The organism is Chryseobacterium elymi (assembly GCF_003385495.1).
Lineage (GTDB): Bacteria > Bacteroidota > Bacteroidia > Flavobacteriales > Weeksellaceae > Chryseobacterium > Chryseobacterium elymi.
This window is the reverse complement of sequence record NZ_QNUH01000004.1, coordinates 128,969-151,573: the sequence shown is the minus strand read 5'-3', so window position 1 is coordinate 151,573 and position 22,605 is coordinate 128,969. Positions and strand designations below refer to the sequence as shown.

Below are 22,605 nucleotides of genomic sequence, written 5' to 3'. Positions count from 1 at the left end.
CTATAAAATTAGGATACCATTCTGTCTTTTTTCTCTGTAAATAAAGTTGGTGGACTGATCTTTTTTTTGAAATTCAAAATCTCAATTCTGGCCATTTGCTTAAAATAGCATCAGCCGCAGAGACCGAACTTAGACCGCTGGTGGCCCCAGCGCCTGTAAGCACACCGATCATCAGGGAGCCATCGGTTGTAAAAACTGCAGATCCGGAATCTCCTGCAGCTGAAAAAGATCCTGCTTTACCCTTTACCATAATCACATTGTTGGCTGTCACTTCTGTTCCGTTAAAGTTTCTGGCTTTCAGTGAAGTGGTAATACTTGTTACTTCTCCCGTGGTGACTTCAGTTGTAATGCCGCTTTTCATTACTTCTTCACCCAGAAGAGGAGGACTGATATTAGAAAATCCTCCAATGATACTTCCCACACCATATATCTTTCCTATCGTAGCATATCTGAAGTATCCTTTTCTTGCAATAGCACAGTCCAGCCATGCATTGATAGTTACTGAATTACGTTGAAATGTGACATTTTCATAATAATAACTTTTCAGGGACGCACAGTTGTGGCAGTAATTCAGGGTTGTTTCCCATTTAGACTGCTGGCATACATCCGAATCCAGCTTCGTAGTCGTTCCTACCAACACATGAGCACACGTCATCAAATAAGGATTGTCATCCCCCGTTTTATTGATCATAACGCCTAACGTACCGTTTCCGGCGATTTCTTTTCCTCCTTGCATCAGTTCACCATTAGCCGAAATGCTTACCCCGCCGATCAGCGGATCTGTTTTTTCGTTTCTTGCTGCTAAAACTGAATCCGGAGCTGCTAAATTATTAGGCTGAATTTCAAACTCCACGACGTCTGTAGGATAACCAAAAAGATTAGCCGGAATTGGACTGCTCACCTTGGCTAAAGGCAGTTTCTTTTTCACCCCAAAAGTATAGCTAAGACTTGGGATCAGTTGATCGTTTACAGTTTTCAGAGAGACCCCTAAAGAAGTGATCTCGGGTCTTTTAAAATACTCTTCAACGAGTTCGGGGAGTCTTTTGGCCATTTCATCGTGCAGGGCCAGTTCTTCTTTATTGAGTTTCATGATCTGGTGGTTTTATTGGATTGATAGATAGAATAGGTAATAATTACTGTATTAAAATTCGGAACGGAATTTCCGTCCCGAACTCTAAGCATTTTCACTAAAACGTGGTGTTAGTTCAGTTTAATGGTTCCCGAAGAAGGAGCACCACCACCAGAAGGAGGAGGTCCGCCTGCAGAAGCCTGATCAGCCAGCATACGGTACTGTGCCGTTCCTTTTTCAGTTTTGATCGTTCCTGAAACCGTATACAGATACAGGTCCCCCGAAACAGCAAAGTCATTGGCCGAATTATTCACGTAAAAGTCAATATTTACAGTAGACATCTGCTTTGCCTTTTCAAGAAAAGCATCCATTAATGTGGTGATCTGAGCTTCCGTAAGCCCTTTGGATTTCATAGATTCTTTTGTTTTTTCATAAGAAGCAGAAGCGCCACCGCCACCGAAGAACCAAGTCCAGACGGATAAATTGGCACTTGCTGATGTTTTTTCATACTCTTTAACTTCTTCTTTGTAGCTGGCACTCAGCATGCTCATGGCCAGGTCATTCAGGTTTTTCACATCCTGGCTGGACATGGCAGATACCTGAAGAGAAGCTGTGATTCTTCCCTGAGTGAATGGCGGTACACTATAGGAAAGCCCTGTAAGCTGTCCTTCCCCTGCTACCTCGATAGAATAAGACTCTTTGGATTCTCCTCCTGCTTTTGAGGTTGAAATAACGCGTTCGAACGGATCTTTGAAACCCACTTCGGTCTGTGTAATTTGAATTGTTTCCATTGTTTTGTTTTTTGGTTGGTGTTTGTAATTACTTATTGAACAACTCAAAGGAACGAAGAAAAAGAACCGGATTTTAGCGTGTAAATAACCAAATATTATCGTCAGTAGAAATACTTATTGAGGATAATATATTGTTTATTAGTTATTTGCGGATTATTTTTTTAGCCAATCCTGTAAACATAAATTCTGATAAAACAATTCAGATAAACTGTAGAAGAATAATTTTAGCAGAGTGATAAAAAAGGCTACTCCAAATCATTAGGAATAGCCTTTTTATACAGCTTGGTGATTATAATTTATTGGATGACAATACTTTTTTTCTGTACCGTATGTGCTGAGAAATAACCCAAAGCCCCATTGTTAATATTGCTTGGAGGATTGGAAGGGGTAACGCCTCCGCCGGGCCCGCCGTCCCCTGAAATCTGCAGAAGGGCAGAATAATAGGTGAATATGTTATGATCGATGGACTGCATTTCTACATAAACAGTATCTCCGGGCACTACCTTATGGTCCGTAGGGTCATCATCATTATCCTCATTCGGGAGAAACAATGGTCTTTGGTTAACCATTCCGTTATTTACATTATCCGAAAATACCTCAAACGTTTTTTTCGTCATGTTATTGATCGTAAAACTGAAAAGATAACGGTTCCCTAATGCTGCCGGATCAGTAAAAACAGGTAAAAGGGTATAGGTAGTTTCGCTTCCGAAGGTAAACGAATCCTGTGTAAGGCCATCAAAGCTGACAACTTCAGGCATGGTACTTTGAGCCGTATACTGCTTTCCTTCAGCCTGTATGTTCAGGGTATAGGTTCTCCCGGTCACTCCGGTAAAAGCTGTGGTTATATATTTTCCGTCCCCTACATACTGTAAAGTTTCTGTCTGGCCTGTATTATCGCTTACGACAACCTTCGCATCAGTAACCGCAGGATATTGATTGTTTTGTGTAAAAGCTACAGATTTTGTGATTCTTACAATATAGGGTCCCGGCTGGTTCGTTATATTGCCTTCTATGACGATGTTTCCACTCTTGTCATCCAGATCAAGATCGATCTCCTTTTCACAGGAAGTTAGTAAAAACAGCGATAATATGATAAAAATGATATTCTTCATGATCTAAAATTTGAAATTATAAGTGATATTGGGTACCCAACGGAAAAGGGAAGTCTGCATAGCGCGCGTTGTTCCAGGGTTGTTCGGATTGTCTTCAAACGTAATCGTATAGGCATTTTCCCTGCCGTAGAGATTATAAATACCGAATGACCATGATCCTTTGAAACGCTTGGTAGATTCCGGTTCATAGGTAGCGCTCAGATCCATTCTGTGGTAGGCAGGCATACGGTCTGCATTCCTGCTGCTATACTGGAATATTGTCTGTCCGTTCAGCTCATATTTGGCAGTAGGAAAGGTAACGGCATTTCCTGTACTGTAAAGGAATAAACCGGATAAAGACCATTTCTTATTCAGTTCATAAGTGGCTACAACAGATAGATCGTGGGTTTTGTCCATTCTGGCATTATACCATTCATTATCATTGATTCCGTTTATTTTTCTTTCTGTTTTAGACAACGTGTATGAAATCCATCCGGTCAGTCTTCCGCTTTTCTTCTTGGCGATCAGTTCCAGTCCGTAGGCTCTTCCTTTACCATACAGCAATTCACTTTCTACATCAGCTGCCGTATCAAACGTGATCTGTGCGCCGTTTTTAAAGTCGATCTGGTTCAGCATGGACTTGTAATAAATCTCAGCGTTCAGTTCATAATTGTTATGATTGAAATTTCTGCTGTATCCTGCACTGATCTGATCGGCTATCTCCGGCTTTACGCTGTAGCTGCTCCCGATCCACTGGTCCGTAGGATTTCCGCTGCTGCTGTTGCTCAGAAGGTGCAGGTTCTGGGTGTTGCGGGAATATCCGGCCTTGATGCTGCTTACCTCATTGATACGGTAGTTGGCGGTAATTCTCGGTTCAAGATTAAAATAGGTCTTTCCGAATTTATCCTTTTCCAGAAATCGGCTCTCTGTAATCACCCCATTGTCATAGGTATTATACGTGTCACCGCCCAAAATACTGAACGCAGAAAGCCTTAAACCATAATTCACGGTCAGTTTATCTGAGACTTTAAAATCATCATTGATATACATTGCATTTTCCCACGATTTTCTTGGGTTTCTCGGAAAGCTGCTCACACTTGTACCGGAAGCACTGCTTGGCGTAATCGTATGGTGAATAGACTGAAGCCCGAAACGCACCGAATGCTTATTTCCGGCAAACCACGTAAAATCTTGCTTAAGGTTCCAATCCTCGATCTGAGAATTCAGGCCAAACGTATTATCATTGCTTTTCAGGCTGATTTTATAATTGTAATTACTGTAAATTAATGAAGTGTTGGAAAACAATTTACTGTTGATAATACTGTTCCATCGGAGTGTTGCCGTTGTATTTCCCCAGTCTGTTGAAAATGTATCGCCCAATCCCAAAACATCTCTTCCGAAATATCCGGATAAATAAAGACGGTTGTTCTCATTAATCTGATAATTGGCTTTCAAATTCAGGTCATAGAAATACAGTTTGCTGTCCTTATAATCATCACTCGTCTTAAGAAACAGATCGGCATACGTTCTTCTTCCGGAAACAATGAATGACGATTTTTCCTTCTGAATAGGGCCTTCCACACTCAGTCTGCTGCTGATTAGCCCGATTCCTCCATTTACATTGTAATCCTTGTTGTTTCCGTCTTTCATTTTAACGTCCATCACAGAAGAAAGTCGTCCCCCGTACTGAGCGGGGCTGTTTCCTTTGATAATGCTGGCGTCCTTCAGTGCATCACTGTTGAAGGTGCTGAAAAAACCTAACAAGTGGGAAGCATTATAAACAGGGGCTTCATCCAGTAATATCAGGTTCTGGTCTGTGGCACCGCCTCTTACGCTGAATCCACTGCTTCCCTCACCATTGCTTTTGATGCCCGGTAAAAGCTGTATCGTTTTCATCACATCTTTTTCCCCGAATAAAACCGGCAATTTTTCTATATTTTTAATGCTTAAAGTTTCAGTTCCCATCTGGGCCGAGGTAAGATTTTTATCCTTTTTGATCCCTGAAATAACGACTTCATCAATTTTTCCCACTCTTTCATCTCCTTTTTCTTCCTGGTCGAGTGGAAGATCCAGCTTGGTATTCTGTTCCACCTTTACCGGCAGTTCAAAATCACGATAACCCGGATAGGAAACGATCAGCGTATAACTTCCTTCGGGAAGCGACAGGGAATAAAAGCCATATTCGTTGGCAACCACAGAAACAGACGGATCTTCACTTACTTTTACAGTAACTCCGATCAGCAGTTCTCCATTCTTGTGATCCTTTACGGTACCGCTTACCGAGTATTTCTGCTGCGCCAGGGCCATGGAGCTGAAACAGACTACAGCGGCGGTGACGGCAGTTTTAAAAAACAATTTTTGCATTGAGTTTAAATTTTAATGTAGTAAAAATTCTGTCAAATTGTATGTTTAGGTTGAGTGATATTAAAGCTAATTGCAGAAAAGGAATTAGACGGATGAAACTTTAATGTTAGGCAAAATGGTTCGTAGTTTACTGTCAAACGTAAAAACTTAAACGATAGTACTGACATTGAAAAAATATTCTGCCGGACGCCAAAGCCGGAATAGATATTCTTCAATCTTTTACAGCTGATTTGTTTTTTGAATATTCTGAAGAGATGGGATGGCATTTATGAGACTGAATAGGTCTCTTTATAGTCTTTTTTTCCTGTATGTCAACAGGCAACAATTGATTTCGGTTCATAGTTTTAGGTGTGGTTATTCGGAAAAAGATATAAAATCACTCTTCCCAGGATACAAAAATAGCAAAATACCACCACCAGGCTTATATTTTATTGTCATCTTAATGTTAAATGATCACTTTAGGATAAAAAATGAGTATCACTTTAAACAGACTGTGAATGAAATCAATATATTTGTTCAATGATTCTCCGTATCCGGGGTACCTGTTTAGCACAGATTATTTAATAAATAGCTGCATAAAAGATGATTCCATTTCACGAACTTTTATTCTTTGTTCTGGCTGCATTGGTTTTAGTGATAAGTCCCGGCCCGAATATGATTTACCTCATTTCAAAATCAATTACACAGGGAAAAAAATCCGGAATTATTTCTCTGGCAGGCGTGGTTAGCGGCTTTATGTTCCATATTGTCATGGTATCTTTCGGACTTACAGCGGTATTACTGGCCGTTCCGGTTGCTTATACCGTTCTGAAAACACTTGGAACCGTTTATCTTCTGTATTTAGCGTACCAGGCAATAAGACCAAAGAGTAAAAATATATTTGAAGTAGATAAAAACAGCCCGCATGATGGTTCTAAAAAGCTTTTTACCGTTGGCTTTCTCACCAGCGCACTGAACCCGAAAGTCGCTGTATTTTACCTGTCCTTCTTCCCGCAATTTATAAAACCTGAATATGGTTCTGTTTTATTGCAAAGCTTTGAACTGGGAATTGTTCAGGTTTTTGTAAGCTTCAGCGTTAATTTTATCATCGTACTCACAGCCGCAAGGGTAGCAGCATTTTTCTCCGATAATCCATTTTGGATGAAGATTCAGAAATGGTTTATGGCAGGTGTACTTACTTATTTAGCGGTAAAAATGGCTTTGTCAAAGGCCAGATAAACTGAATTATAAAATAGGTCTTACTTTACTGAATGAAATGCCTTTGTTTATCCTGAAAACAGATAGAGAGAAATGTTTCTTTGCTTATCTTTGCTATAAATAATGCTTTTAGCTTAGTAAATCAGAATAATTTCTCATCATCAGCTATTTTTCAATGAAGCAGTCCATTCCCACTTACGATTTAAACAGCATTACGCAGCATGGTATTCTGATCGAAAGAATTGAAAAGCGGACAATGAGTGCCATAGATCATCTTTTTGATAAAGGTATTCACCGGGACAGTCATTATATTTTTGCGTTTTTGGAAAGTGGCAGAGCCAAAATGATGGTTGATTTTAAGGTAATAGAAGCACGGGATGCTGCTGTTTTCTTTTTATTGCCGGGGCAGGTTCATCAGGGAATTTTAATGGAACAGGTCACCGGATGGTTTATTGCCGTTAAAGCAGATCTGCTGCCCGATGCTGCAAGATCGGTTTTTGAAGAAACTTTGGTAGATATACAGCCGGTACCTGTTGATGATAGGTGGGTTGAAAAGCTCAATGCCTGTGCCGGGATGCTTCATATGTCCTGTACGGAAGAAATGCTGGCTACTAAAGAAGGATTTCTTGTTGTTCAGTCATTAATGAATGCTTTTACAGGTTTGTATTCCCTGATCTTTTTATCCGGTAACCATGCGGGAATATCCGGTGAAAGCCGTGCCATTCAATTGACCAGAAAGTTCAGGATTCTGGTAAGGAAACAATTTAAAACCCTGAAAAGTCCATCAGCCTATGCCGGCATTTTGAATATTTCACCAGGATATCTGACTGAGGTTATTCGTGAAGTAACAGGTAAATCTGCACAGCACTGGATTCATCAGGAAGTTTTGATAGAAGCGAAAAGGCTTTTGTCCTTCACTCAACTTAGTGTAAAAGAAATTGCATATGAGCTAGGCTATGGTGATCACACCTATTTTTCCCGCTTATTTTCTAAGGTTGAAGGCTGCCCGCCGACAGAATTCCGGGACAAATATCGAACTCAGCAGTAAACCACGAATTGTCCAACTAATACCCTGATACGGCTATCGGTCTGCATTCATTTTGAGACTTCCTTTGCATTAAAAATTATTTATGCCAAGTTTACCCAAATGGATTAATGACACTTTAGAAAATGTTATGTCCTCTAAATTTAAAGAATGTACCGTTATCCATACAGAAGCTGTTTCAAAAGATCTTCGCCTTATCCGTTTTGCTGCCGGTTTGGAAGACGTCCACTTTGATCCGGCTTACGCTATAGGAATAAGGGTCAACGAAAGGGATTACCGCAATTACTCACCCTTTAGTTTTAATAAGCACTCCGGAACTTTTGATGTGATTTTCCATCTTCATGATACGGATGCTGTAGGAAGCCGTTTTGCAAGCCGTCTTTCAGTAGGTGAAACTACAAAAATACTGATGCCAAGGGGAAAGCGTTTTTTTGAGCCCAATGCAGAAATTCATTTTTCCATAGGCGATGCAACTTCGCTGGGAAGCTCTCTGTCCATCAAAGAAGCAGCAGAAGAGACAGGTGGTGCATTTGTATGTCTTCATGAGCTGGAAGATCCCTCAGTGTTGAAAAAACTGGAACTGTATGGCTATCACGCTCCCAAAAATGATATTCAGAAAATCATGGAAGCTTTAAACGACTTTTTAAAAGAAGAAAAACAAGCCATTTACAATAACGAAGCGGTTTTCTATCTTACAGGAAATGGGAATACCATGTCCGTGATCCGGAAATTTCTTAAGGCGAAAGGGGTGTATGGGAAGTGTGTCAGGTCGCAGGCGTATTGGATGGAGGGGAAGAAAGGGTTATAGAACTACTAATGTTGGATGATTTTGCTTAATGTCATTCGAGCGGACTGCAGTAAACCTTATTCCTAATGAAAATGTAATCTTAAAGAATAATATGAAAATCATTTAAAGTTAATTGTTGGTTCATTTTTAAATCTATAATGTTTATAGATTGTCAGCTGTATCTAGCTATATAAAAATGTCCATTTTTCAGTTAAATTAAACCGCCTGCACTGTAGTGGCGGTTTTTTGATGTTCAAAAATATCTATCATCCCTTCAATAAACAGCTATGCCTGTTTTTAATTGGCAGTAATAAGACGTATGTGTTATTTTATCACATTAAAGGGAAATACCTGAGTTTCTAAAAATCAGTAAATTCCCTTAAGTTGGATATATTTTTATTTTGGACATTTGTATCAGAAGAAAGGGAGAAACGTAAATGAGGAAAAGGGGAAGCGTAGAAAAGTAAACCGGGAGAAAAGTTCTTAAAGATAAGAAGAATTGATGATCCTCTTAATTTAATAACCATTAAAACCAAGTATATGTCAGATACAGTAAATAACAAGGTCACTGATGCGGTAACGCAGACCAATGTTACGGTGCTGGGCGAATCGCCGGCTCAGGCAATGAGTATGTTGTACCAGATGGCCATGCATGCCAGCGGAATTTCGATACAGAACTCAGTAACAAACCAGCAGAATCTTAATCAGCTCAATCCAGCTATTGTAGCAGATGCCATTAAGATCTTAAAAGGATAATTTAAAATTTTAACACAATGGGAACGCAAAATTCAGAGGGAGCCAAATCTGCAGAAGAAGCGGTGATCTTCATCAACAAAGAGGTATTGTCGCCACCGGCGGCTTCGCCAATGACGGGCGCCGGAAAAGTGATGATCGATCAGTCGACGGGAATGATGGTTCAGGATCTTCAGTCTTTCTTAAAAGGATTTGAGCAGGTAGGTCTCATCGCATTGAGCAGACTGGCGAATAATTTACTGACCTACGGAACACCCAGCGAAAACAAACCGCCACCAAAAAACAATCTGAGTGAAGCTGATGATACAGGAAATGGGACTGGGAATGAAATGATGCGGGATCTTTTTAAAATAGTCAGCGATTATGCAGAAGTGAAAACGAAAATTTCTACCGCAATTTATGCCGTTAACAGCAATCTCAACGCCCCACAGCATATTGCATCTGCTGAAGATCCTGATGCTGAAGATCCTGAAAAAAAAAACGCCTGACATCAGGGACCGCCAATGAGAAACCAGAAGAACAAAACAGCATGGGAAATAGAAATCTTGAAGTTGACGGCGGGGACGGAAAATTGGTGCTGAAATCTATCAAGCTGGCTCAGCCACTCATAAAGCCTAAAATTGAAGAAGCAGTAATTCCTGCAGACCAACCTGAACAAGAGGAGGTAAAGAAACCTTTAGCTATACAGATCACAGACAAACTTAAAAAAATAGGAAATGGATTATTTAAAAGATAAAAGCAAAGATACGCAACCGGAAATCTATGAAAATATTCCTGCTGAGGGAGAGGAAAACTGGAGGACAGATCAGGAACCGGAAGATTGTATTCCTGTTGTGGAAACAAAAAATAATGCCGTGGGAATAGACATGAGTGCCATGCCGTTTGTTCTTAGCCATGAAGATGAAATCATTAACTACATCAAAGATAAAGCAACCAAAGAAACGCTTAAATCTTTAGCACCTCTGCTGGAAAAACTGGAAGAAGCAGTGAAACAGCAGGAAGCTTATCAGTCACCTGCTATAGCCAGCCCGGTAACAATGAACTATGATGAACAGTTAAAAAAGCTGCAGGAAGCTTCTGTGGTAAAGATAAAAGACAAAGAATTAAAGATAGCAGAAAGAATGAATAAGCTGCAGATAAGATTTGGCAATATCCGCAAATAATATACTAATCAAAAAAAATTACAGATAATATGAATGAAATCAACACCGCAGTTATGGGAATGTCAGCCTCCGTACCAGCCGCCATCTCAATGCAGGTAAGCGCGCATTCCACAGGAGTAATGCATATTAATTCCGCACTGAATCAACAACGGGACGCTATGTTGGGAATGAGTAATTACGTTATGGGAATAAAAAAGATGGGTTCCGGGAGATTAAAGCTTAAAGGTTCAATATCAGGAAGAGGCCGTTTTTAACTAATCCCAGACAACAATAACAATGGATGCGGTTTATTTCTCTGTAAAGATAGATACCGGTGACCTCAGCATATACAATCACGTCAATATTATTTCCACACCGGTTTTTAGATGCTCAACATACACAATCAGGTAATCCTCAACTACAGGCATATATCATGTTACAGCATACCTACAGCAGAAATTGACTTTTCAGGAATATAGACCTGGAAAATATCAACCGCATCCTTTTCCAGTATCATACCAGGATAGCTGGAGCTTAAAAATAAAGATTTAACTCTTGCAGATTTTACAGACCATGATTTCAACCCATTGTATCAGGAACCACCCATACAGCGGAAGCACAGTCACAGTCTACAACAATGTTTTGAAATCTGTTTTGCCGTATCATCTGCAGAGCTTAAATAATAGAAACTAGTTTAAATCAAATATTTTATTAACCGAGACCGGATCTCAAAAAACAATTACAACTATGGCAACAGTTAACGAACAAATTACAGACGCAGTAACGCAGTCTAATGTGAAAGTGGTGGGTGAATCTCCTGCAATGGCTTTAAGCAACGTGTATCAGACCGCTGCACATTCTACAGGAATCATGTTTGAAAATGCAGTGAACACGCAAAACCAACAGAACATTTTAGGACAGGCAGCCACTACACAGGGTATTATGCAGATTTACAGCATGGATACGGTAGCAGACGCTGTTTCAATTGCTAAAATCCTGAAACCTTAATTTTTACAAGACAAAAAATAAGCTTTACAAATCCGGCAGATCCGGTGTTTTTAATCCAAACAAACAATAATCATTATGGCAACAGTTAACGAACAAATTACAGATGCAGTAACACAATCCAATGTGAAAGTAGTGGGTGAATCTCCAGCAATGGCTTTAAGCAACGTGTACCAGACAGCAGCACATTCTACAGGAATCATGTTTGAAAATGCAGTGAATACCCAAAACCAGCAGAATATTGTGACTCAGGCAGCCACTACACAGGGTATTGCTCAGATTTACAGTAAGGATACCATTGCAGATGCAATTTCTATTGCTAAAATTCTGAAACCTTAAAAGTTTTTCAGCTCATACTAAAATCATGACAAACCGGAAATTCCGGTCGTTTTTTAACCCAAATAAACAATAATCATTATGGCAACAGTTAATCAACAAATCACAGACGCAGTTACCCAATCCAACGTAAAAGTGGTGGCAGAATCTCCAGCAATGGCTTTAAGTAATGTATACCAGACAGCGGCGCATTCTACAGGAATCATGTTTGAAAATGCAGTAAACACACAAAATCAGCAAAACATTGTAACCCAGGCAGCTACTACACAGGGAGTGACGCAAATCTACAGCCTGGATACAATAGCAGATGCTGTTTCTATTGCTAAAATCCTGAATCCTTAAAAAATAAGTTCAGAGCAAAAATAATTCTAACAGCCGGATGAACCGGTCATTTTTAAACCAAATAAATAATAACCATTATGGCAACAGTTAACGAACAAATCACAGACGCAGTTACCCAATCTAATGTAAAAGTTGTAGGCGAATCTCCTGCAATGGCTTTAAGCAACGTATACCAGACAGCAGCGCATTCCACAGGAATCATGTTTGAAAATGCAGTGAATACGCAGAACCAGCAGAATATTCTAACCCAGGCAGCCACTACACAAGGTGTTACGCAGATCTACAGCCTGGATACAATAGCAGATGCTGTTTCTATTGCTAAAATTCTGAATCCTTAAGACTCGGCTGACAGCAGAAAAAATCCTTACAGCCGGATGAGCCGGCTGTTTTTTAACCCAAATAAACAATAATCATTATGGCAACAGTTAACGAACAAATCACAGACGCAGTTACCCAATCCAATGTAAAAGTAGTAGCAGAATCTCCTGCAATGGCATTAAGCAACGTGTATCAGTCCGCTGCACACTCTACAGGAATCATGTTTGAAAATGCAGTGAATACGCAGAACCAGCAAAATATTTTAGGTCAGGCCGCCACTACACAAGGGGTTATACAGATCTACAGCATGGACACGATAGCAGATGCTGTCTCCATTGCTAAAATATTGAATCCTTAATTATAACATGTTTTTTAGATTTCCTATCAGGGAGTGCCTACGTGTACTCTCTGATTTTTTATGGAATAAATTATTATTTATCCAGCAAGATAATTTCGTCTGCATCAATAATACGGTTCTGTACAGCATAAATCACCAGTCCGGCCATATTCTTTACAAAGGTTTTGAGCATCAGATTGGTTTTATGCGTTTCAACGGTTTTCGGGGAAATGAACAGGGTATCTGCAATTTCTTTTGTACTCATCTGCTGGCAAACAAGTTTTAGAACATCAATTTCCCTCTCCGTAAGATCATCTTTTGAATAGGCATGAAATTCAGGAAGCTTGTTAGACAGCTGATGTCTCATCACTTCTACCTGGTCGTTAGAAAAATAATGGCCGTTCTCATGCACAGCATTAATTACATCCGAAAGCTCACTCATCTCTATTTCTTTGGAAAGAAAAGCATGTGCTCCCATTTTCAGCATCTGGCCCATAAAAGACCGTCTGTAAAAACTTGAAAGTACAATGATTTTCATTCCTGTAGAGCTGTTGGATAAAGCTGATAGTACTTCAAGGCCGCTGCCGTTGGCCATTCTCAGGTCCAGGATCAGAATATCGGGGGTATGCCTGTTCATTTCTTCCAGGAAAGCTGCTCCGCTGGTGCAGGTAAGCACCGTCCGGTATCGTTTATCTCTTTCTATATAATCCTTTAAAAGCTGTACAAATAGAAGGTCATCGTCTGCAATGCCTATCTTTATTTTTTCTGATTCTTTCATATTTTAGCTTGATTTTAATGTCGTAAATATCAACCATTGGGTTCCCTTTCCCGGCTTAGTCTTTAATTTATAAGCAGCGTTGATCTGCTGAGTCCTTGATCTTATATTTCTCAGGCCTATTCCTCCATATTTATTTCCTGTCTTAAAGCCACACCCATTATCTTTCACAGTTAAGACCAGGTACCGCGATGAAATCCTGAGCCTTATGTCCACTTTGGTAGCCTGTGCATGTTTTAGTACATTGCTGATAAGCTCCTGCACGATCCTGAACAGATTTAATTTGACTGAGCTGCTGATGATCCTCTTGCCATCAATTCCGGAATGATGGAAAATAACAGGTAAGCCTTCAACCTGTTCAAGATAATCTGCAATAAGATCTGAAAGTTCTATTTCATCCAGATCAGGTGGCGTAAGGTTGTGGGAAAGCTCCCGGATAAGCTGCATCGACACTCTGATGTCCCGGCTCAGATCATTAACACTTTTACCTGCCGTATTTAAGCGGATGAGGTTAAGCCTTGAAATAATATTATCATGGAGCTCCTCTGACAAACGTTCTCTGTCTTTTTCCTGAATATAAATTGTGTTTTTCAAACATTCTGTCTGGGCATTTCTGACCATCTGCATTATTTTTTTTTTATTTTTTTTGATGCCTTTCAGATAAGTGAACGTGAGTACCGTTATGAATAAGGTCATTAAGAACAGCAAACCGATCCCGATCCAGATCCATACAACTACTGCCAGATTCTGATTTTCCCGGTACGGCATCCCATATTAATGATAGCAAGATAAAAGCACAGCAAAAGCACTCCTCTGAAAAGCCAGATGGGTGCTACCCATTCCATATGGTTGTTGATCAGGAAATTAAATGTTGTGGAGATCACCGCCTCAATGGAAAAAAACAGAAATACAGCAACATTCATCATGAACAGGGTGGAGTCTGTTTTTGCCTTTCTGATTATCTTCAGGAAGTAAAATCCTCCAAAGCTGCAGATCACAATATTCGGGATAATATTAGAGTAAAAGGTAAGCGCCTCAATACTCTGGCGATACATAATGTTGAATGCCAGCAGTACCAATGCAAAGGTATAGATCAGGACCCTTATACCGGAAGGAATTTTGAAGAAATAGTTATTGTAAATTTCTGTCAGGGCAACCAAACTCAAAAACTGGCTTAACGAGTAGTTGTAAACATTGTATGCATTCAGTTTCATCAGTCTTCCGATGAGATCAGACAGTTCCAAAGCAGTTTCGCCCAGAAAAAATAGTAATAGCAGGAGCTTTTCTCTTATTCCGGTCATCAGAAAAAGAACAAAGCCGGCGATCAGTGTCAGATTGATAAGGATCTGCAGAAAAAGAGACAGGCTGTTATATGTGTCCATCACTTTTGATCAGGAGTTGGAAATTTTGCAGGCCGGATATGGAGAATGGCGGTCTGGGTGTAGAAAAGTCTTCTGCTTGCTTACTCATTTCATTCACTTCCAGATGTTTCACAGTAATGAATTCTATATGATAATCCGAGAGATTGCTTCCGCCTTTTAGTAAAGTAGTAAGTCCCAGAAAGCAGATGCACGACTGGTCCTCCTCAAGACCTAATTTCTCATAATCTGAAAAAGGAATAGAAATTAATCTGAAAAATGGCTTTTTCCTGTTCATCTCAAGCCATGTGCTGCCGAACATATTCCATCTGAAATTCCGGTTGATCGCAGATTCCCAGTCAATAGACGGTACCTCCAATGTTTCACTGAAATACCGCTGTAGCGGATCAACTGATCCACGAGTAAACTTTTTGACAAGAATATGGCTGAAATCTGCATCTGTATCGCTTTTGGAATCGATCAGGAAAAACTTCAGCTGGCCTTCATCAATGCCTGCATAAGCGTGTATAGCTTTGTTTTCTTCATGCTCCAGATGGCTTTTCCATTCATTAATTTCCTTTCCCGTAACACTGAAATGCGTCCCCTGATTAAGCGCGTTGAGGATTTCCTGTTCACTTACTTTATTCCCCATCTTATACAATTCTGTTAAAGTATTCCATTTCCTGATGGCATTACAGATGTTCTCAATTTCCATATATTAAATATTTACAATGATATTTCTTTATGGTTGAAATTTACGAAAAAATTGGATTTAAATCACATTGTTTGGAGATAGGTGTATTTATTAAATTTAAAATACCACTCGAGTAAAAGCATGCAAATAAGGGAAGATAATCTTATGAATAAAATTGTTTGCTGCCTAAATCAAGAAATGTGAATTTAATAGCTTAATACTAAGAGATGATGATTCATCAATTTAAGATTGTTGGTATTTTGTCAAGGTGTTGCAATAATGAATGTTTTGTAATACCGACTTTCTTTTAATTTTAATTCCCACATTCGTGTGAAATTGTTATTACTCCTTCGGTCTACTATAGTGAACTTCCGGTAACAGCAAACCAAAGGTGATGCGGTTCTGGATTTATCTGATATATTTTCTGACTCTACTGACTAATCATTTTGTCAAAAACACACATTAAGAAGTCCATTATTCTGAACTAGATTTCTTAACTAAATAATATTCATAAACGATCAATGGAACTTCCATTGATCGTTTTTTTGAAAATATAATATCAAGAATTTAATCCCGGATAACCATTTTTTTAGAACCCGTCACTTTTCCGTCTGTAATCATGCTGTACACATACGTGCCGGATTGAAGATCTGAACCTGATAGAGTGATCGTTCCATTGCCCTTCTCACGGAGTGGGAGGGATTTCACCAGCTGGCCGGAGATGTTGTATACTTCAATAGAAGCTGTTTTTGTACTTCTCGGAAGATAATAGCTGATGCTCGTTCCGTTTTTGGTGGGATTGGGAACATTTTGAGCAAGTTGCGCAACATCCGAAGAAGAAATATCAGTTGATGAAACGCCTTTATTTAATAGCAGCTCTTTCAGTTCCTCTACCGTATTTTCAAGATTTTTAATGCGGTCTTCCAGCTGCTGGATAGTTTCATCTGAGGTCGAAGCTGTTTTGTTGAGCGGTGTATTCGATACCATTACATTTCCACTCGCATCTACAACCAGGGCCCGGCCGCTTCCTGTGGGCAGATTTTCATGCCTTACCGTTCCCACCGTATGGAAATTGGCAGTTGGGGCAAGCGTAAGAATCCCTACACTTTTATCCTTGATCAGCATGGTTGATGTAGGAGATAGGCCAAACATAATGGACAACGGAATATTGTTGGTCAGTTTCACTCCTCCCGTTCCTGATCCGATCACAAAAGAACGGTTTCCGGTAGCAGCCAGGTCAATTCCGAATCCTCCGGAATATACATCCTTAAGATCAATACCCACCCCTAATGCAAATTGATTTGGGTTTCTGATGATGTTTTTCCAGCCCAGTGCTACCGATTTTCCGGCATTATTCAGGACAACGTTATCCTGTCCGCTCACGATATTGGCACCTCCGGCATTACTTAGGTCATTTCCCCAGCCGCTTACTATGGAGCTGCCTGCCAGTCCCCCAAGAATATTGGAGCTTCCGGTAATGATGCTTCCTTTTACTTTGGCAATATTGGAGTTGTTCACGGCGTCTACGATAAACGAACCTGCTTCATTAAGGATAGCCTGTCCCGGATTGGCAGATGCTCCGTTGGTTCTCAGGAAAAAAGGTCTTGGATCTACTGTGCCTGCATAATTTGCCGATGTGATTCCTGCGTTTCCGGTAATTTGCCATTGCTGGGCATTAGCAATTCCTGTCAAAAGAAGCATAGCTGCTGCCAGGCCACTTTTCATGGATAATAATGGTGTTTTCATAAATTTGGATTTTGATGGTTTTAGTTATCACTAAAGTATGAAATATTATCATTGAAATTAAATATTTGTCTCTTTTATGTGATATTAAAGATTTATTTTTTTGCTTTAAATTAAGTGATAAAGGGAAATCTATGCATTATAATTAATTTCTATACATTTTATTTGTATCATCTAATTAGTTTTGAAATCCTTTTCAATACGAATATAACTGAGTTGCAGCTTCACTAAATCTGAAAACAATAATTTGAATTCAGGAGATGCATCATGATGCTCATTTTTTTATAAATGCTATTAAAAAGAAACCAAACTGAATTGGCAAACATTGATTTAATTTTTGAAATAAATTTTATTTTTTTAAACAGGTGTTTAATTTCCTGTTATTGCGTTAATTAAGTGTTTTTGACCGGAATAATTCGAGCTCAAACGGAACTCTGAATAAAATTTTGGTATGTAAATTGTTGAATAGAGGGCTAACTAAAATTTTATTTTTAACGCATTAAATTGTGTGGAAAATATTAATTTATTATAAAGTCATATGAATAATTTAAATTTTAGCACCATTAATGGGAAATTCATTTTCTTGTTAATGGTTCTTTTTTACGGTATTGCGAACGCGCAATGTACAGCTTACACAGGCCAGGCAATGAATCCCGGACAGACTTATTGTCTTACCGGAAACCTTACTTTAGCTAACGATATTACCATCCCGCAGGATGCACTTCTCATTATTGAACCTGGAGGAATGCTTACTGTAAAAGGTGTTACGGTAAATGGTAATCTTGAGATCAGGGATGCTGCCAGTGTAAAATCCGAGGGGTCAATCATCATTGGAGTTTTCGGAAGTCAGAAGAACTCAAAAGTGAAGTTGGGAACAAAAGCCTACCTTTCCCTTACCGGTTCGGTTTCTCAGGGAGATCCTTCTTTCATGGGAACATTTCCCGGAGCTACTTCAACCATTGATATGGGAACATACAGCGTTGTGGAAATATGCGGAACTTTCAGCCAGCAGTCTATTACCTATCCTTTTATAAATTATGTTGGAGCTCCTTTGGGAAAAGCCTATTGTATTGCCAAAGCCCAGGCAAATGGAGGAGGAAATTCCATACTCAGTAACGACAGTCAGATTATAGCCATTGCAATGGATACGGTAACAGGGCTTGCTCCCGGAAATGCCAGCTTCTGCGGACCAAATGCTACTCAGGCTTCATGCCCGGGTCTTTGGCCTGCCGGGCTTCCCAGTGATAAATTTGCCTGTGGTTTTGCGGATGAAATCGTCCATGAATTAGATGATTACTGTACCAAGCCTGGAATCTCGGGAACCCCTGATGGCTACACCAAAATGGGGATCACCATACAGCAGAAAACCAATAATTGGCCTGAGAATATCCCTAATGGTTTTCTCGCATTGGAATCAAAAAATAAAGGTCTGGTTATCACAAGAGTGCAGCATGTCAGCCAGACTCCCCAGACAGAAGATGCAATCGCTGAGCCTAAAGAAGGAATGCTTGTTTATGATATTCAGGACAAATGCGTCAAACTGTACAACGGTACCCAATGGAAATGTATTGAAAGAAGCTGTAATGATTAACCTAATTTGATATAATATGAAACCTATAAAAAAGATAAGTATAGCCCTGACGTTGATGATTTTTAATGTTTTTTACACTCAGGTAGCTATAGGTAAAGAAACAATTGACGGCAGGAGTACCATACTGGATTTCAATAATACATCCACCAATACGAAAGGGCTTATTCTTCCGGCAACAAAGGGACTTCCCGGAGACAGTCCGGCAAACGGAACATTTGTATTTGATACATCAGATGATAAAGTAAAGGTGTACGAAAATAATATCTGGAAAGCACTCAGTGATGCAGGAAATTCTGCATCAGTAATAACTAATAGTTCGGATGAAACCGGAAATGGCGTAGTGATCGGTGCTAAAGAAGGAAGTGCAGACGGGATACTCGTTCTGGAATCATCTGACAAAGCTATGATTCTTCCCAAAGTATATTCTCCGCATCTTAATGTGAAAAATCCGTACCCGGGAATGATATGCTATGATACAGCCAGCAAAACGTTTGCTGTTTTTGACGGAACGGTCTGGAATTATTGGAAATAGTAATACGATAAGACTATTTAAAAAAAGCCCTGTATTAGAAAATAAACAGGGCTTTTTTATTTTTTTCTTCCATATAACAGGATTCTTTTGAAAGCATAAATAGCAGGGAGTTTTGGAAAGTTCTTACTGATACGCTGTTTAAATTCTGTTGTAAAGTTTTTTTGCTGTTCCTCATCAAGCCTTTCCAGGTAAGGGATCAAGGCCGATCCTGAGATAAAGTTGAACAAAGTTTCATGATCTTCTGCAATAATGGGATATACTTTCTGAGAAAGATTCAAATCTTGAATGTCGTTATCAAAAAGGATTTGCGCATATTCATCAATTGTCAGTACGGCAGAAGGACGGTTCCAGCTATTAAGTTGGGATTTAAATGGCTCTTCATCTGCCAGTTCAAAAAGGATTTTATTTAGTGTATTTCCAGGTTGATAAGGCATCTGTATAGCCAGTTGGCCACCCATATTCAGTTTGGAGATCAGCTTCGGGAACAGTTCCTGGTGATTATCAGACCATTGCAGGGCAGCATTACTGAAAATAAGATCCCAGCTTTCATAAGCATCAAGCATTGCTTCAGTCGTCGATATTTTAAAATGGAGACGTTCATTTTCCAGAGTCCTGGATTTTTCAAGCATTTCGGGAGAAGAGTCGATCCCTGTAAATACTGCATCGGGAAATTTTTCTGTAAGAATAGCAGTTTGTTCACCTGTCCCACAGCCGATATCTACTGCTTTCATGTTGCCTTCATCGGTGATCAGCTCTGCAAGGTCATAAAACGGTTTGAAACGGATGCTTTTAAACTGATTGTAAACGTCAGGGTTCCAGGGCATATTCAGTGAATTAAAATGGATCTTCAATTTAGCAATTCCTGAATAGAATAAGGAAATTAAAATATTAAAAGATTCTTAAAAGATGGGGAGTGGGAAGATGGGAGTGGGAAGTTACTGTAGGGAGAAAGGGTAATCAATCTTGTTTTTATTGAATATGTAAATTTTTATTAAGTTAATCTGAATTCGGTAAAGACCGGAGATCTAGTTACAGACTAAAAGTGCCTCCATCTCCCATCTTCCCGCTTCCCTCCTCAAATCCTTACAAAATCTGCGCGCTTTCTTTAATGCTGTTCATCACAAAAATACTTTTCGTTTGCCCGATCCCTTCAATTTCAGAAAGCTTATTCACAAAAAACTCATGGAACTCATCCATATTCGGAGCCAGGATTTTAAGCATGAAATCAAAATCTCCACTGATGTTGTAAAACTCTACAACTTCTTTCAGCTTTCCAACCTCTTCAATGAATTTCCCTGCTGTTTTCTTATTGTGAACATTCAGGGCAATCATACAGATGACCATCATACCCTTATTGACTTTTTTACGGTCTACTACAGCCGTGTATTCTTTGATAATCCCCTGCTTTTCCATCCGTTTGATCCGTTCGTGGGTAGGAGTAGGGCTTAAACTGATCCTGGCTGAAATATCACGCACACTCATTTTAGCATCCTTCTGTAATAAACGAAGGATAGAAAGGTCTTTTTCATCGGGAGTATAATGTTCTGCAGTCATTTGTTCTGTTTTTAAGCTTATTACTGATGGTGATGGTGTTTTTGTTCTTTTAAAATTAGTTAGAATACAAATTTGTTCCAAATTTACTATATAATTTTCAAATATGTTCTTTAAAAATTAATTTTGAAGGAAATTTGAATACAATGAGTACAAGGAAAAATTTAATATTAATATTAGCATCAGTAGGAACTTTTGTAGAGGCTTTGGATATTGCCATTATTAATTTAACGATTCCTTCTATTCAGGAGCAGTTTCATATCGGGGCGGAAACTGTACAGTGGTTGCAGACCCTTTATGTGTTGTTTTTCGGAGGTTTTCTGATCATTGGCGGTAAGCTTTCGGACCAAATCGGGCGTAAGAAAATATTCCTTATCGGAGCTCTTATTTTTATGCTGACCTCATTGGGAGCGGGACTTTCGCAAAGCTTTGAAGTCTTGGCCATATTCCGTGCCCTTCAGGGGTTGGGGGCGGCTTTGATTATGCCTTCTGCTTTATCCATTGTGACCAATACATTCAGGGAAGAGCAGGAACGTAACCGTGCCATCGGGGTTTTTAGCTCGTTTGCTGCAATCGGTTCGGGAAGCGGACTTTCAGTGGGCGGAATTATCAGTACTTATCTGAGCTGGCACTGGGTTTTCCTGATCAATGTTCCTATTCTTTTACTTACCCTGATTTTTGCCTATCAATATCTGCCTGCAGATGAAAAAAGTGAGGCAGGTCAGAAAACAGATCTCATATCAGGAATGCTGCTTGTTTTTGGATTGTTAAGTCTTACCTACGGAACCCATGAACTGGTTCATATCAAAGAAAACCCTTTAATGATTATAGGCTCTCTGGTGCTTGCTGTTCTGCTGTTGGTAGCTGTATTTATCAGATTAAAGTCTGTAACTCAGCCTTTGATTGATTTACAGTTATTGAAACACAGATCGCTGATGGTTTCCAATGCAGTTTTCTTCACATTGGGAGCTTTTTTCATAGGATTCCTTTTTCTAATTTCATTAATGCTTCAGAAAGATATGGGACATAGTGCAGCATCGGCAGGGCTAATGCTTGTCCCGTTCAGTATCATGTCTGCGCTTGCAGCAAAATTTGTGCTGCCTCATGTTTCCAAGAGATTAAGTTCTTCTCAAATGGGTGTTTTCGGCTGGAGTTTTATGTTGGCAGGTGCTTTATCTTTACTGATTTCAGTTTATACAGGACATCCTTTGGCAGTAGTATTGCTGGGAGCGGCCTGCATTTCAGGTATTGGAATGACGTTTTGTTTTACAGCGCTTTCTGTGATGGGAATTCAGGATGTAGAACCTTCTCATTATGGAGTGGCATCCAGTCTGAGCTCTACAAGTTACTTTCTGGGAGCAGGCATCGGACTTTCGTTTATGACTTTAATGAGCCAGATCTTTCCTTCTCAATATGCAGTTGGAGATTTAAGCCTGATCATCCTGGTTGGATATGCTTTACTAGCCCTCGGAATGCTGCTGTATTTCATTGTTAAAAGTTTAAAAACCAGACTGACAGAAATAGCTGTTTCGTAAATAAATTCATAATCTTAACGTAAGAATTACTACTTCTTCCTGGAGGAGAACAAGAAAACGGCTTTGTCGTTGATTAGATATCATGAAAGTATCTATTTCCTTTTCTATTGTGGTTGGCCATGTTGGCCTAGGAAACTGTAGCGTTAAGAAAATTATAATTTGATTCGTTGAAAAATTCCCATTGTTTGAGTGCGGGAAGAATATGGAACCGAAGCAGTAATAATGAATCCGCACGAGTTTGGGGATTTT

27 protein-coding genes are annotated in these 22,605 nt (G+C 39.5%); 16 read left to right on the top strand and 11 right to left on the bottom strand.

The genetic code is table 11. The annotated features are described in order from the left end of the window. Window positions 1–73 precede the first annotated feature (73 nt). The 4 genes from DRF60_RS06145 to DRF60_RS06130 form a co-directional block, all read right to left on the bottom strand. On the bottom strand, window positions 74–1,090 hold the full coding sequence (locus DRF60_RS06145; protein ID WP_116011227.1) for a hypothetical protein: 1,017 nt from the start codon (window positions 1,088–1,090) through the stop codon (window positions 74–76). A gap of 110 nt (window positions 1,091–1,200) precedes the next feature. Next, window positions 1,201–1,860 carry a hypothetical protein gene (locus DRF60_RS06140; protein ID WP_111954463.1) on the bottom strand — a complete coding sequence of 220 codons (660 nt, stop codon included), beginning with the start codon at window positions 1,858–1,860 and terminating at the stop codon, window positions 1,201–1,203. Between the two features lie 296 nt (window positions 1,861–2,156). Then, window positions 2,157–2,972, bottom strand: a complete 816-nt coding sequence (locus DRF60_RS06135) for a DUF4249 domain-containing protein (protein ID WP_116011226.1) — start codon at window positions 2,970–2,972, stop codon at window positions 2,157–2,159. 3 nt (window positions 2,973–2,975) lie between these two features. Then, window positions 2,976–5,315, bottom strand: a complete 2,340-nt coding sequence (locus DRF60_RS06130; protein ID WP_116011225.1) for a TonB-dependent receptor — start codon at window positions 5,313–5,315, stop codon at window positions 2,976–2,978. A 582-nt stretch (window positions 5,316–5,897) separates the two neighbouring features. Between DRF60_RS06130 and DRF60_RS06120 the strand changes: the two genes are divergently transcribed. From DRF60_RS06120 to DRF60_RS06060, 13 genes are all read left to right on the top strand, one after another. After that, entirely contained in the window at window positions 5,898–6,533 is a 636-nt protein-coding gene (locus DRF60_RS06120; protein WP_116011223.1) for a LysE family translocator, read from the top strand. A gap of 154 nt (window positions 6,534–6,687) precedes the next feature. Beyond that, window positions 6,688–7,560, top strand: coding sequence for a helix-turn-helix domain-containing protein (locus tag DRF60_RS06115; RefSeq protein WP_116011222.1), 873 nt, complete (start codon window positions 6,688–6,690; stop codon window positions 7,558–7,560). Between the two features lie 82 nt (window positions 7,561–7,642). Continuing rightward, window positions 7,643–8,365 carry a siderophore-interacting protein gene (locus tag DRF60_RS06110; protein WP_116011221.1) on the top strand — a complete coding sequence of 241 codons (723 nt, stop codon included), beginning with the start codon at window positions 7,643–7,645 and terminating at the stop codon, window positions 8,363–8,365. 519 nt (window positions 8,366–8,884) lie between these two features. Continuing rightward, a complete protein-coding gene (locus tag DRF60_RS06105; protein WP_034728290.1) occupies window positions 8,885–9,100 on the top strand; it encodes a RebB family R body protein in 216 nt (71 codons plus the stop codon). 17 nt (window positions 9,101–9,117) lie between these two features. After that, window positions 9,118–9,585 (top strand): hypothetical protein, encoded by a 468-nt coding sequence (locus tag DRF60_RS06100; protein ID WP_116011220.1) that lies wholly within the window; start codon window positions 9,118–9,120, stop codon window positions 9,583–9,585. Between the two features lie 41 nt (window positions 9,586–9,626). Further along, window positions 9,627–9,833: a hypothetical protein gene (locus DRF60_RS06095; RefSeq protein ID WP_116011219.1), complete on the top strand. Its 207-nt coding sequence runs from the start codon at window positions 9,627–9,629 to the stop codon at window positions 9,831–9,833. Continuing rightward, entirely contained in the window at window positions 9,814–10,260 is a 447-nt protein-coding gene (locus DRF60_RS06090) for a hypothetical protein (protein ID WP_116011218.1), read from the top strand. The genes DRF60_RS06095 and DRF60_RS06090 overlap by 20 nt, the downstream gene beginning before the upstream one ends. Window positions 10,261–10,289: 29 nt before the next feature. Beyond that, complete coding sequence (locus DRF60_RS06085; RefSeq protein WP_116011217.1) at window positions 10,290–10,514, top strand: RebB family R body protein; 225 nt, start codon at window positions 10,290–10,292, stop codon at window positions 10,512–10,514. A 472-nt stretch (window positions 10,515–10,986) separates the two neighbouring features. After that, a complete protein-coding gene (locus tag DRF60_RS06080; protein ID WP_116011216.1) occupies window positions 10,987–11,247 on the top strand; it encodes a RebB family R body protein in 261 nt (86 codons plus the stop codon). A gap of 75 nt (window positions 11,248–11,322) precedes the next feature. Then, window positions 11,323–11,583, top strand: a complete 261-nt coding sequence (locus DRF60_RS06075; RefSeq protein ID WP_116011215.1) for a RebB family R body protein — start codon at window positions 11,323–11,325, stop codon at window positions 11,581–11,583. A gap of 78 nt (window positions 11,584–11,661) precedes the next feature. Then, window positions 11,662–11,922 (top strand): RebB family R body protein, encoded by a 261-nt coding sequence (locus DRF60_RS06070; protein ID WP_116011214.1) that lies wholly within the window; start codon window positions 11,662–11,664, stop codon window positions 11,920–11,922. Window positions 11,923–11,999: 77 nt separating this feature from the next. Continuing rightward, window positions 12,000–12,260, top strand: coding sequence for a RebB family R body protein (locus DRF60_RS06065; RefSeq protein WP_116011213.1), 261 nt, complete (start codon window positions 12,000–12,002; stop codon window positions 12,258–12,260). Window positions 12,261–12,337: 77 nt separating this feature from the next. Further along, window positions 12,338–12,598, top strand: coding sequence for a RebB family R body protein (locus tag DRF60_RS06060; RefSeq protein ID WP_116011212.1), 261 nt, complete (start codon window positions 12,338–12,340; stop codon window positions 12,596–12,598). 73 nt (window positions 12,599–12,671) lie between these two features. Here the strand turns inward: DRF60_RS06060 and DRF60_RS06055 are convergent, their stop codons facing one another. The 5 genes from DRF60_RS06055 to DRF60_RS06035 all read right to left on the bottom strand — a co-directional run bounded on the left by DRF60_RS06055 (window position 12,672) and on the right by DRF60_RS06035 (window position 17,150). Further along, window positions 12,672–13,355, bottom strand: a complete 684-nt coding sequence (locus DRF60_RS06055; protein ID WP_116011211.1) for a response regulator transcription factor — start codon at window positions 13,353–13,355, stop codon at window positions 12,672–12,674. A gap of 3 nt (window positions 13,356–13,358) precedes the next feature. Further along, complete coding sequence (locus tag DRF60_RS06050; protein WP_116011210.1) at window positions 13,359–14,120, bottom strand: sensor histidine kinase; 762 nt, start codon at window positions 14,118–14,120, stop codon at window positions 13,359–13,361. Further along, window positions 14,087–14,734, bottom strand: coding sequence for a hypothetical protein (locus DRF60_RS06045; RefSeq protein ID WP_116011209.1), 648 nt, complete (start codon window positions 14,732–14,734; stop codon window positions 14,087–14,089). The genes DRF60_RS06050 and DRF60_RS06045 overlap by 34 nt, the downstream gene beginning before the upstream one ends. Further along, window positions 14,721–15,425 carry a hypothetical protein gene (locus tag DRF60_RS06040; protein WP_116011208.1) on the bottom strand — a complete coding sequence of 235 codons (705 nt, stop codon included), beginning with the start codon at window positions 15,423–15,425 and terminating at the stop codon, window positions 14,721–14,723. Before DRF60_RS06040 ends, DRF60_RS06045 begins: the two co-directional genes overlap by 14 nt. A gap of 546 nt (window positions 15,426–15,971) precedes the next feature. Next, window positions 15,972–17,150 (bottom strand): T9SS type A sorting domain-containing protein, encoded by a 1,179-nt coding sequence (locus DRF60_RS06035; RefSeq protein WP_116011207.1) that lies wholly within the window; start codon window positions 17,148–17,150, stop codon window positions 15,972–15,974. A gap of 535 nt (window positions 17,151–17,685) precedes the next feature. Between DRF60_RS06035 and DRF60_RS06030 the strand changes: the two genes are divergently transcribed. Together DRF60_RS06030 and DRF60_RS06025 are read left to right on the top strand one after the other, a co-directional pair. Then, window positions 17,686–18,738 (top strand): hypothetical protein, encoded by a 1,053-nt coding sequence (locus DRF60_RS06030; RefSeq protein ID WP_123902640.1) that lies wholly within the window; start codon window positions 17,686–17,688, stop codon window positions 18,736–18,738. 16 nt (window positions 18,739–18,754) lie between these two features. After that, window positions 18,755–19,270, top strand: a complete 516-nt coding sequence (locus tag DRF60_RS06025) for a hypothetical protein (protein WP_238640068.1) — start codon at window positions 18,755–18,757, stop codon at window positions 19,268–19,270. Window positions 19,271–19,326: 56 nt separating this feature from the next. Here DRF60_RS06025 and DRF60_RS06020 read toward each other — a convergent pair whose 3' ends face one another. Further along, entirely contained in the window at window positions 19,327–20,094 is a 768-nt protein-coding gene (locus DRF60_RS06020) for a methyltransferase domain-containing protein (RefSeq protein WP_116011205.1), read from the bottom strand. Window positions 20,095–20,353: 259 nt separating this feature from the next. Continuing rightward, window positions 20,354–20,824 carry an Lrp/AsnC family transcriptional regulator gene (locus tag DRF60_RS06015; RefSeq protein WP_116011367.1) on the bottom strand — a complete coding sequence of 157 codons (471 nt, stop codon included), beginning with the start codon at window positions 20,822–20,824 and terminating at the stop codon, window positions 20,354–20,356. 143 nt (window positions 20,825–20,967) lie between these two features. On the opposite strand from DRF60_RS06015, the gene DRF60_RS06010 reads away from it, so the two are divergent. After that, window positions 20,968–22,356: an MFS transporter gene (locus tag DRF60_RS06010; protein ID WP_116011204.1), complete on the top strand. Its 1,389-nt coding sequence runs from the start codon at window positions 20,968–20,970 to the stop codon at window positions 22,354–22,356. The last annotated feature ends 249 nt before the right edge of the window (window positions 22,357–22,605 follow it).

Bases quoted from the DNA above. Each gene is read 5' to 3' on its own strand.
- DRF60_RS06030 (WP_123902640.1), top strand. From the start codon at position 17,686: ATGAATAATTTAAATTTTAGCACCATTAATGGGAAATTCATTTTCTTG.
- DRF60_RS06145 (WP_116011227.1), bottom strand. From the start codon at position 1,090: ATGAAACTCAATAAAGAAGAACTGGCCCTGCACGATGAAATGGCCAAA.
- DRF60_RS06105 (WP_034728290.1), top strand. From the start codon at position 8,885: ATGTCAGATACAGTAAATAACAAGGTCACTGATGCGGTAACGCAGACC.
- DRF60_RS06065 (WP_116011213.1), top strand. From the start codon at position 12,000: ATGGCAACAGTTAACGAACAAATCACAGACGCAGTTACCCAATCTAAT.
- DRF60_RS06135 (WP_116011226.1), bottom strand. From the start codon at position 2,972: ATGAAGAATATCATTTTTATCATATTATCGCTGTTTTTACTAACTTCC.
- DRF60_RS06035 (WP_116011207.1), bottom strand. From the start codon at position 17,150: ATGAAAACACCATTATTATCCATGAAAAGTGGCCTGGCAGCAGCTATG.
- DRF60_RS06080 (WP_116011216.1), top strand. From the start codon at position 10,987: ATGGCAACAGTTAACGAACAAATTACAGACGCAGTAACGCAGTCTAAT.
- DRF60_RS06090 (WP_116011218.1), top strand. From the start codon at position 9,814: ATGGATTATTTAAAAGATAAAAGCAAAGATACGCAACCGGAAATCTAT.
- DRF60_RS06070 (WP_116011214.1), top strand. From the start codon at position 11,662: ATGGCAACAGTTAATCAACAAATCACAGACGCAGTTACCCAATCCAAC.
- DRF60_RS06045 (WP_116011209.1), bottom strand. From the start codon at position 14,734: ATGGACACATATAACAGCCTGTCTCTTTTTCTGCAGATCCTTATCAAT.
- DRF60_RS06085 (WP_116011217.1), top strand. From the start codon at position 10,290: ATGAATGAAATCAACACCGCAGTTATGGGAATGTCAGCCTCCGTACCA.
- DRF60_RS06140 (WP_111954463.1), bottom strand. From the start codon at position 1,860: ATGGAAACAATTCAAATTACACAGACCGAAGTGGGTTTCAAAGATCCG.
- DRF60_RS06025 (WP_238640068.1), top strand. From the start codon at position 18,755: ATGAAACCTATAAAAAAGATAAGTATAGCCCTGACGTTGATGATTTTT.
- DRF60_RS06010 (WP_116011204.1), top strand. From the start codon at position 20,968: ATGAGTACAAGGAAAAATTTAATATTAATATTAGCATCAGTAGGAACT.
- DRF60_RS06040 (WP_116011208.1), bottom strand. From the start codon at position 15,425: ATGGAAATTGAGAACATCTGTAATGCCATCAGGAAATGGAATACTTTA.
- DRF60_RS06055 (WP_116011211.1), bottom strand. From the start codon at position 13,355: ATGAAAGAATCAGAAAAAATAAAGATAGGCATTGCAGACGATGACCTT.
- DRF60_RS06060 (WP_116011212.1), top strand. From the start codon at position 12,338: ATGGCAACAGTTAACGAACAAATCACAGACGCAGTTACCCAATCCAAT.
- DRF60_RS06015 (WP_116011367.1), bottom strand. From the start codon at position 20,824: ATGACTGCAGAACATTATACTCCCGATGAAAAAGACCTTTCTATCCTT.
- DRF60_RS06115 (WP_116011222.1), top strand. From the start codon at position 6,688: ATGAAGCAGTCCATTCCCACTTACGATTTAAACAGCATTACGCAGCAT.
- DRF60_RS06020 (WP_116011205.1), bottom strand. From the start codon at position 20,094: ATGCCCTGGAACCCTGACGTTTACAATCAGTTTAAAAGCATCCGTTTC.
- DRF60_RS06120 (WP_116011223.1), top strand. From the start codon at position 5,898: ATGATTCCATTTCACGAACTTTTATTCTTTGTTCTGGCTGCATTGGTT.
- DRF60_RS06095 (WP_116011219.1), top strand. From the start codon at position 9,627: ATGGGAAATAGAAATCTTGAAGTTGACGGCGGGGACGGAAAATTGGTG.
- DRF60_RS06100 (WP_116011220.1), top strand. From the start codon at position 9,118: ATGGGAACGCAAAATTCAGAGGGAGCCAAATCTGCAGAAGAAGCGGTG.
- DRF60_RS06130 (WP_116011225.1), bottom strand. From the start codon at position 5,315: ATGCAAAAATTGTTTTTTAAAACTGCCGTCACCGCCGCTGTAGTCTGT.
- DRF60_RS06110 (WP_116011221.1), top strand. From the start codon at position 7,643: ATGCCAAGTTTACCCAAATGGATTAATGACACTTTAGAAAATGTTATG.
- DRF60_RS06075 (WP_116011215.1), top strand. From the start codon at position 11,323: ATGGCAACAGTTAACGAACAAATTACAGATGCAGTAACACAATCCAAT.
- DRF60_RS06050 (WP_116011210.1), bottom strand. From the start codon at position 14,120: ATGCCGTACCGGGAAAATCAGAATCTGGCAGTAGTTGTATGGATCTGG.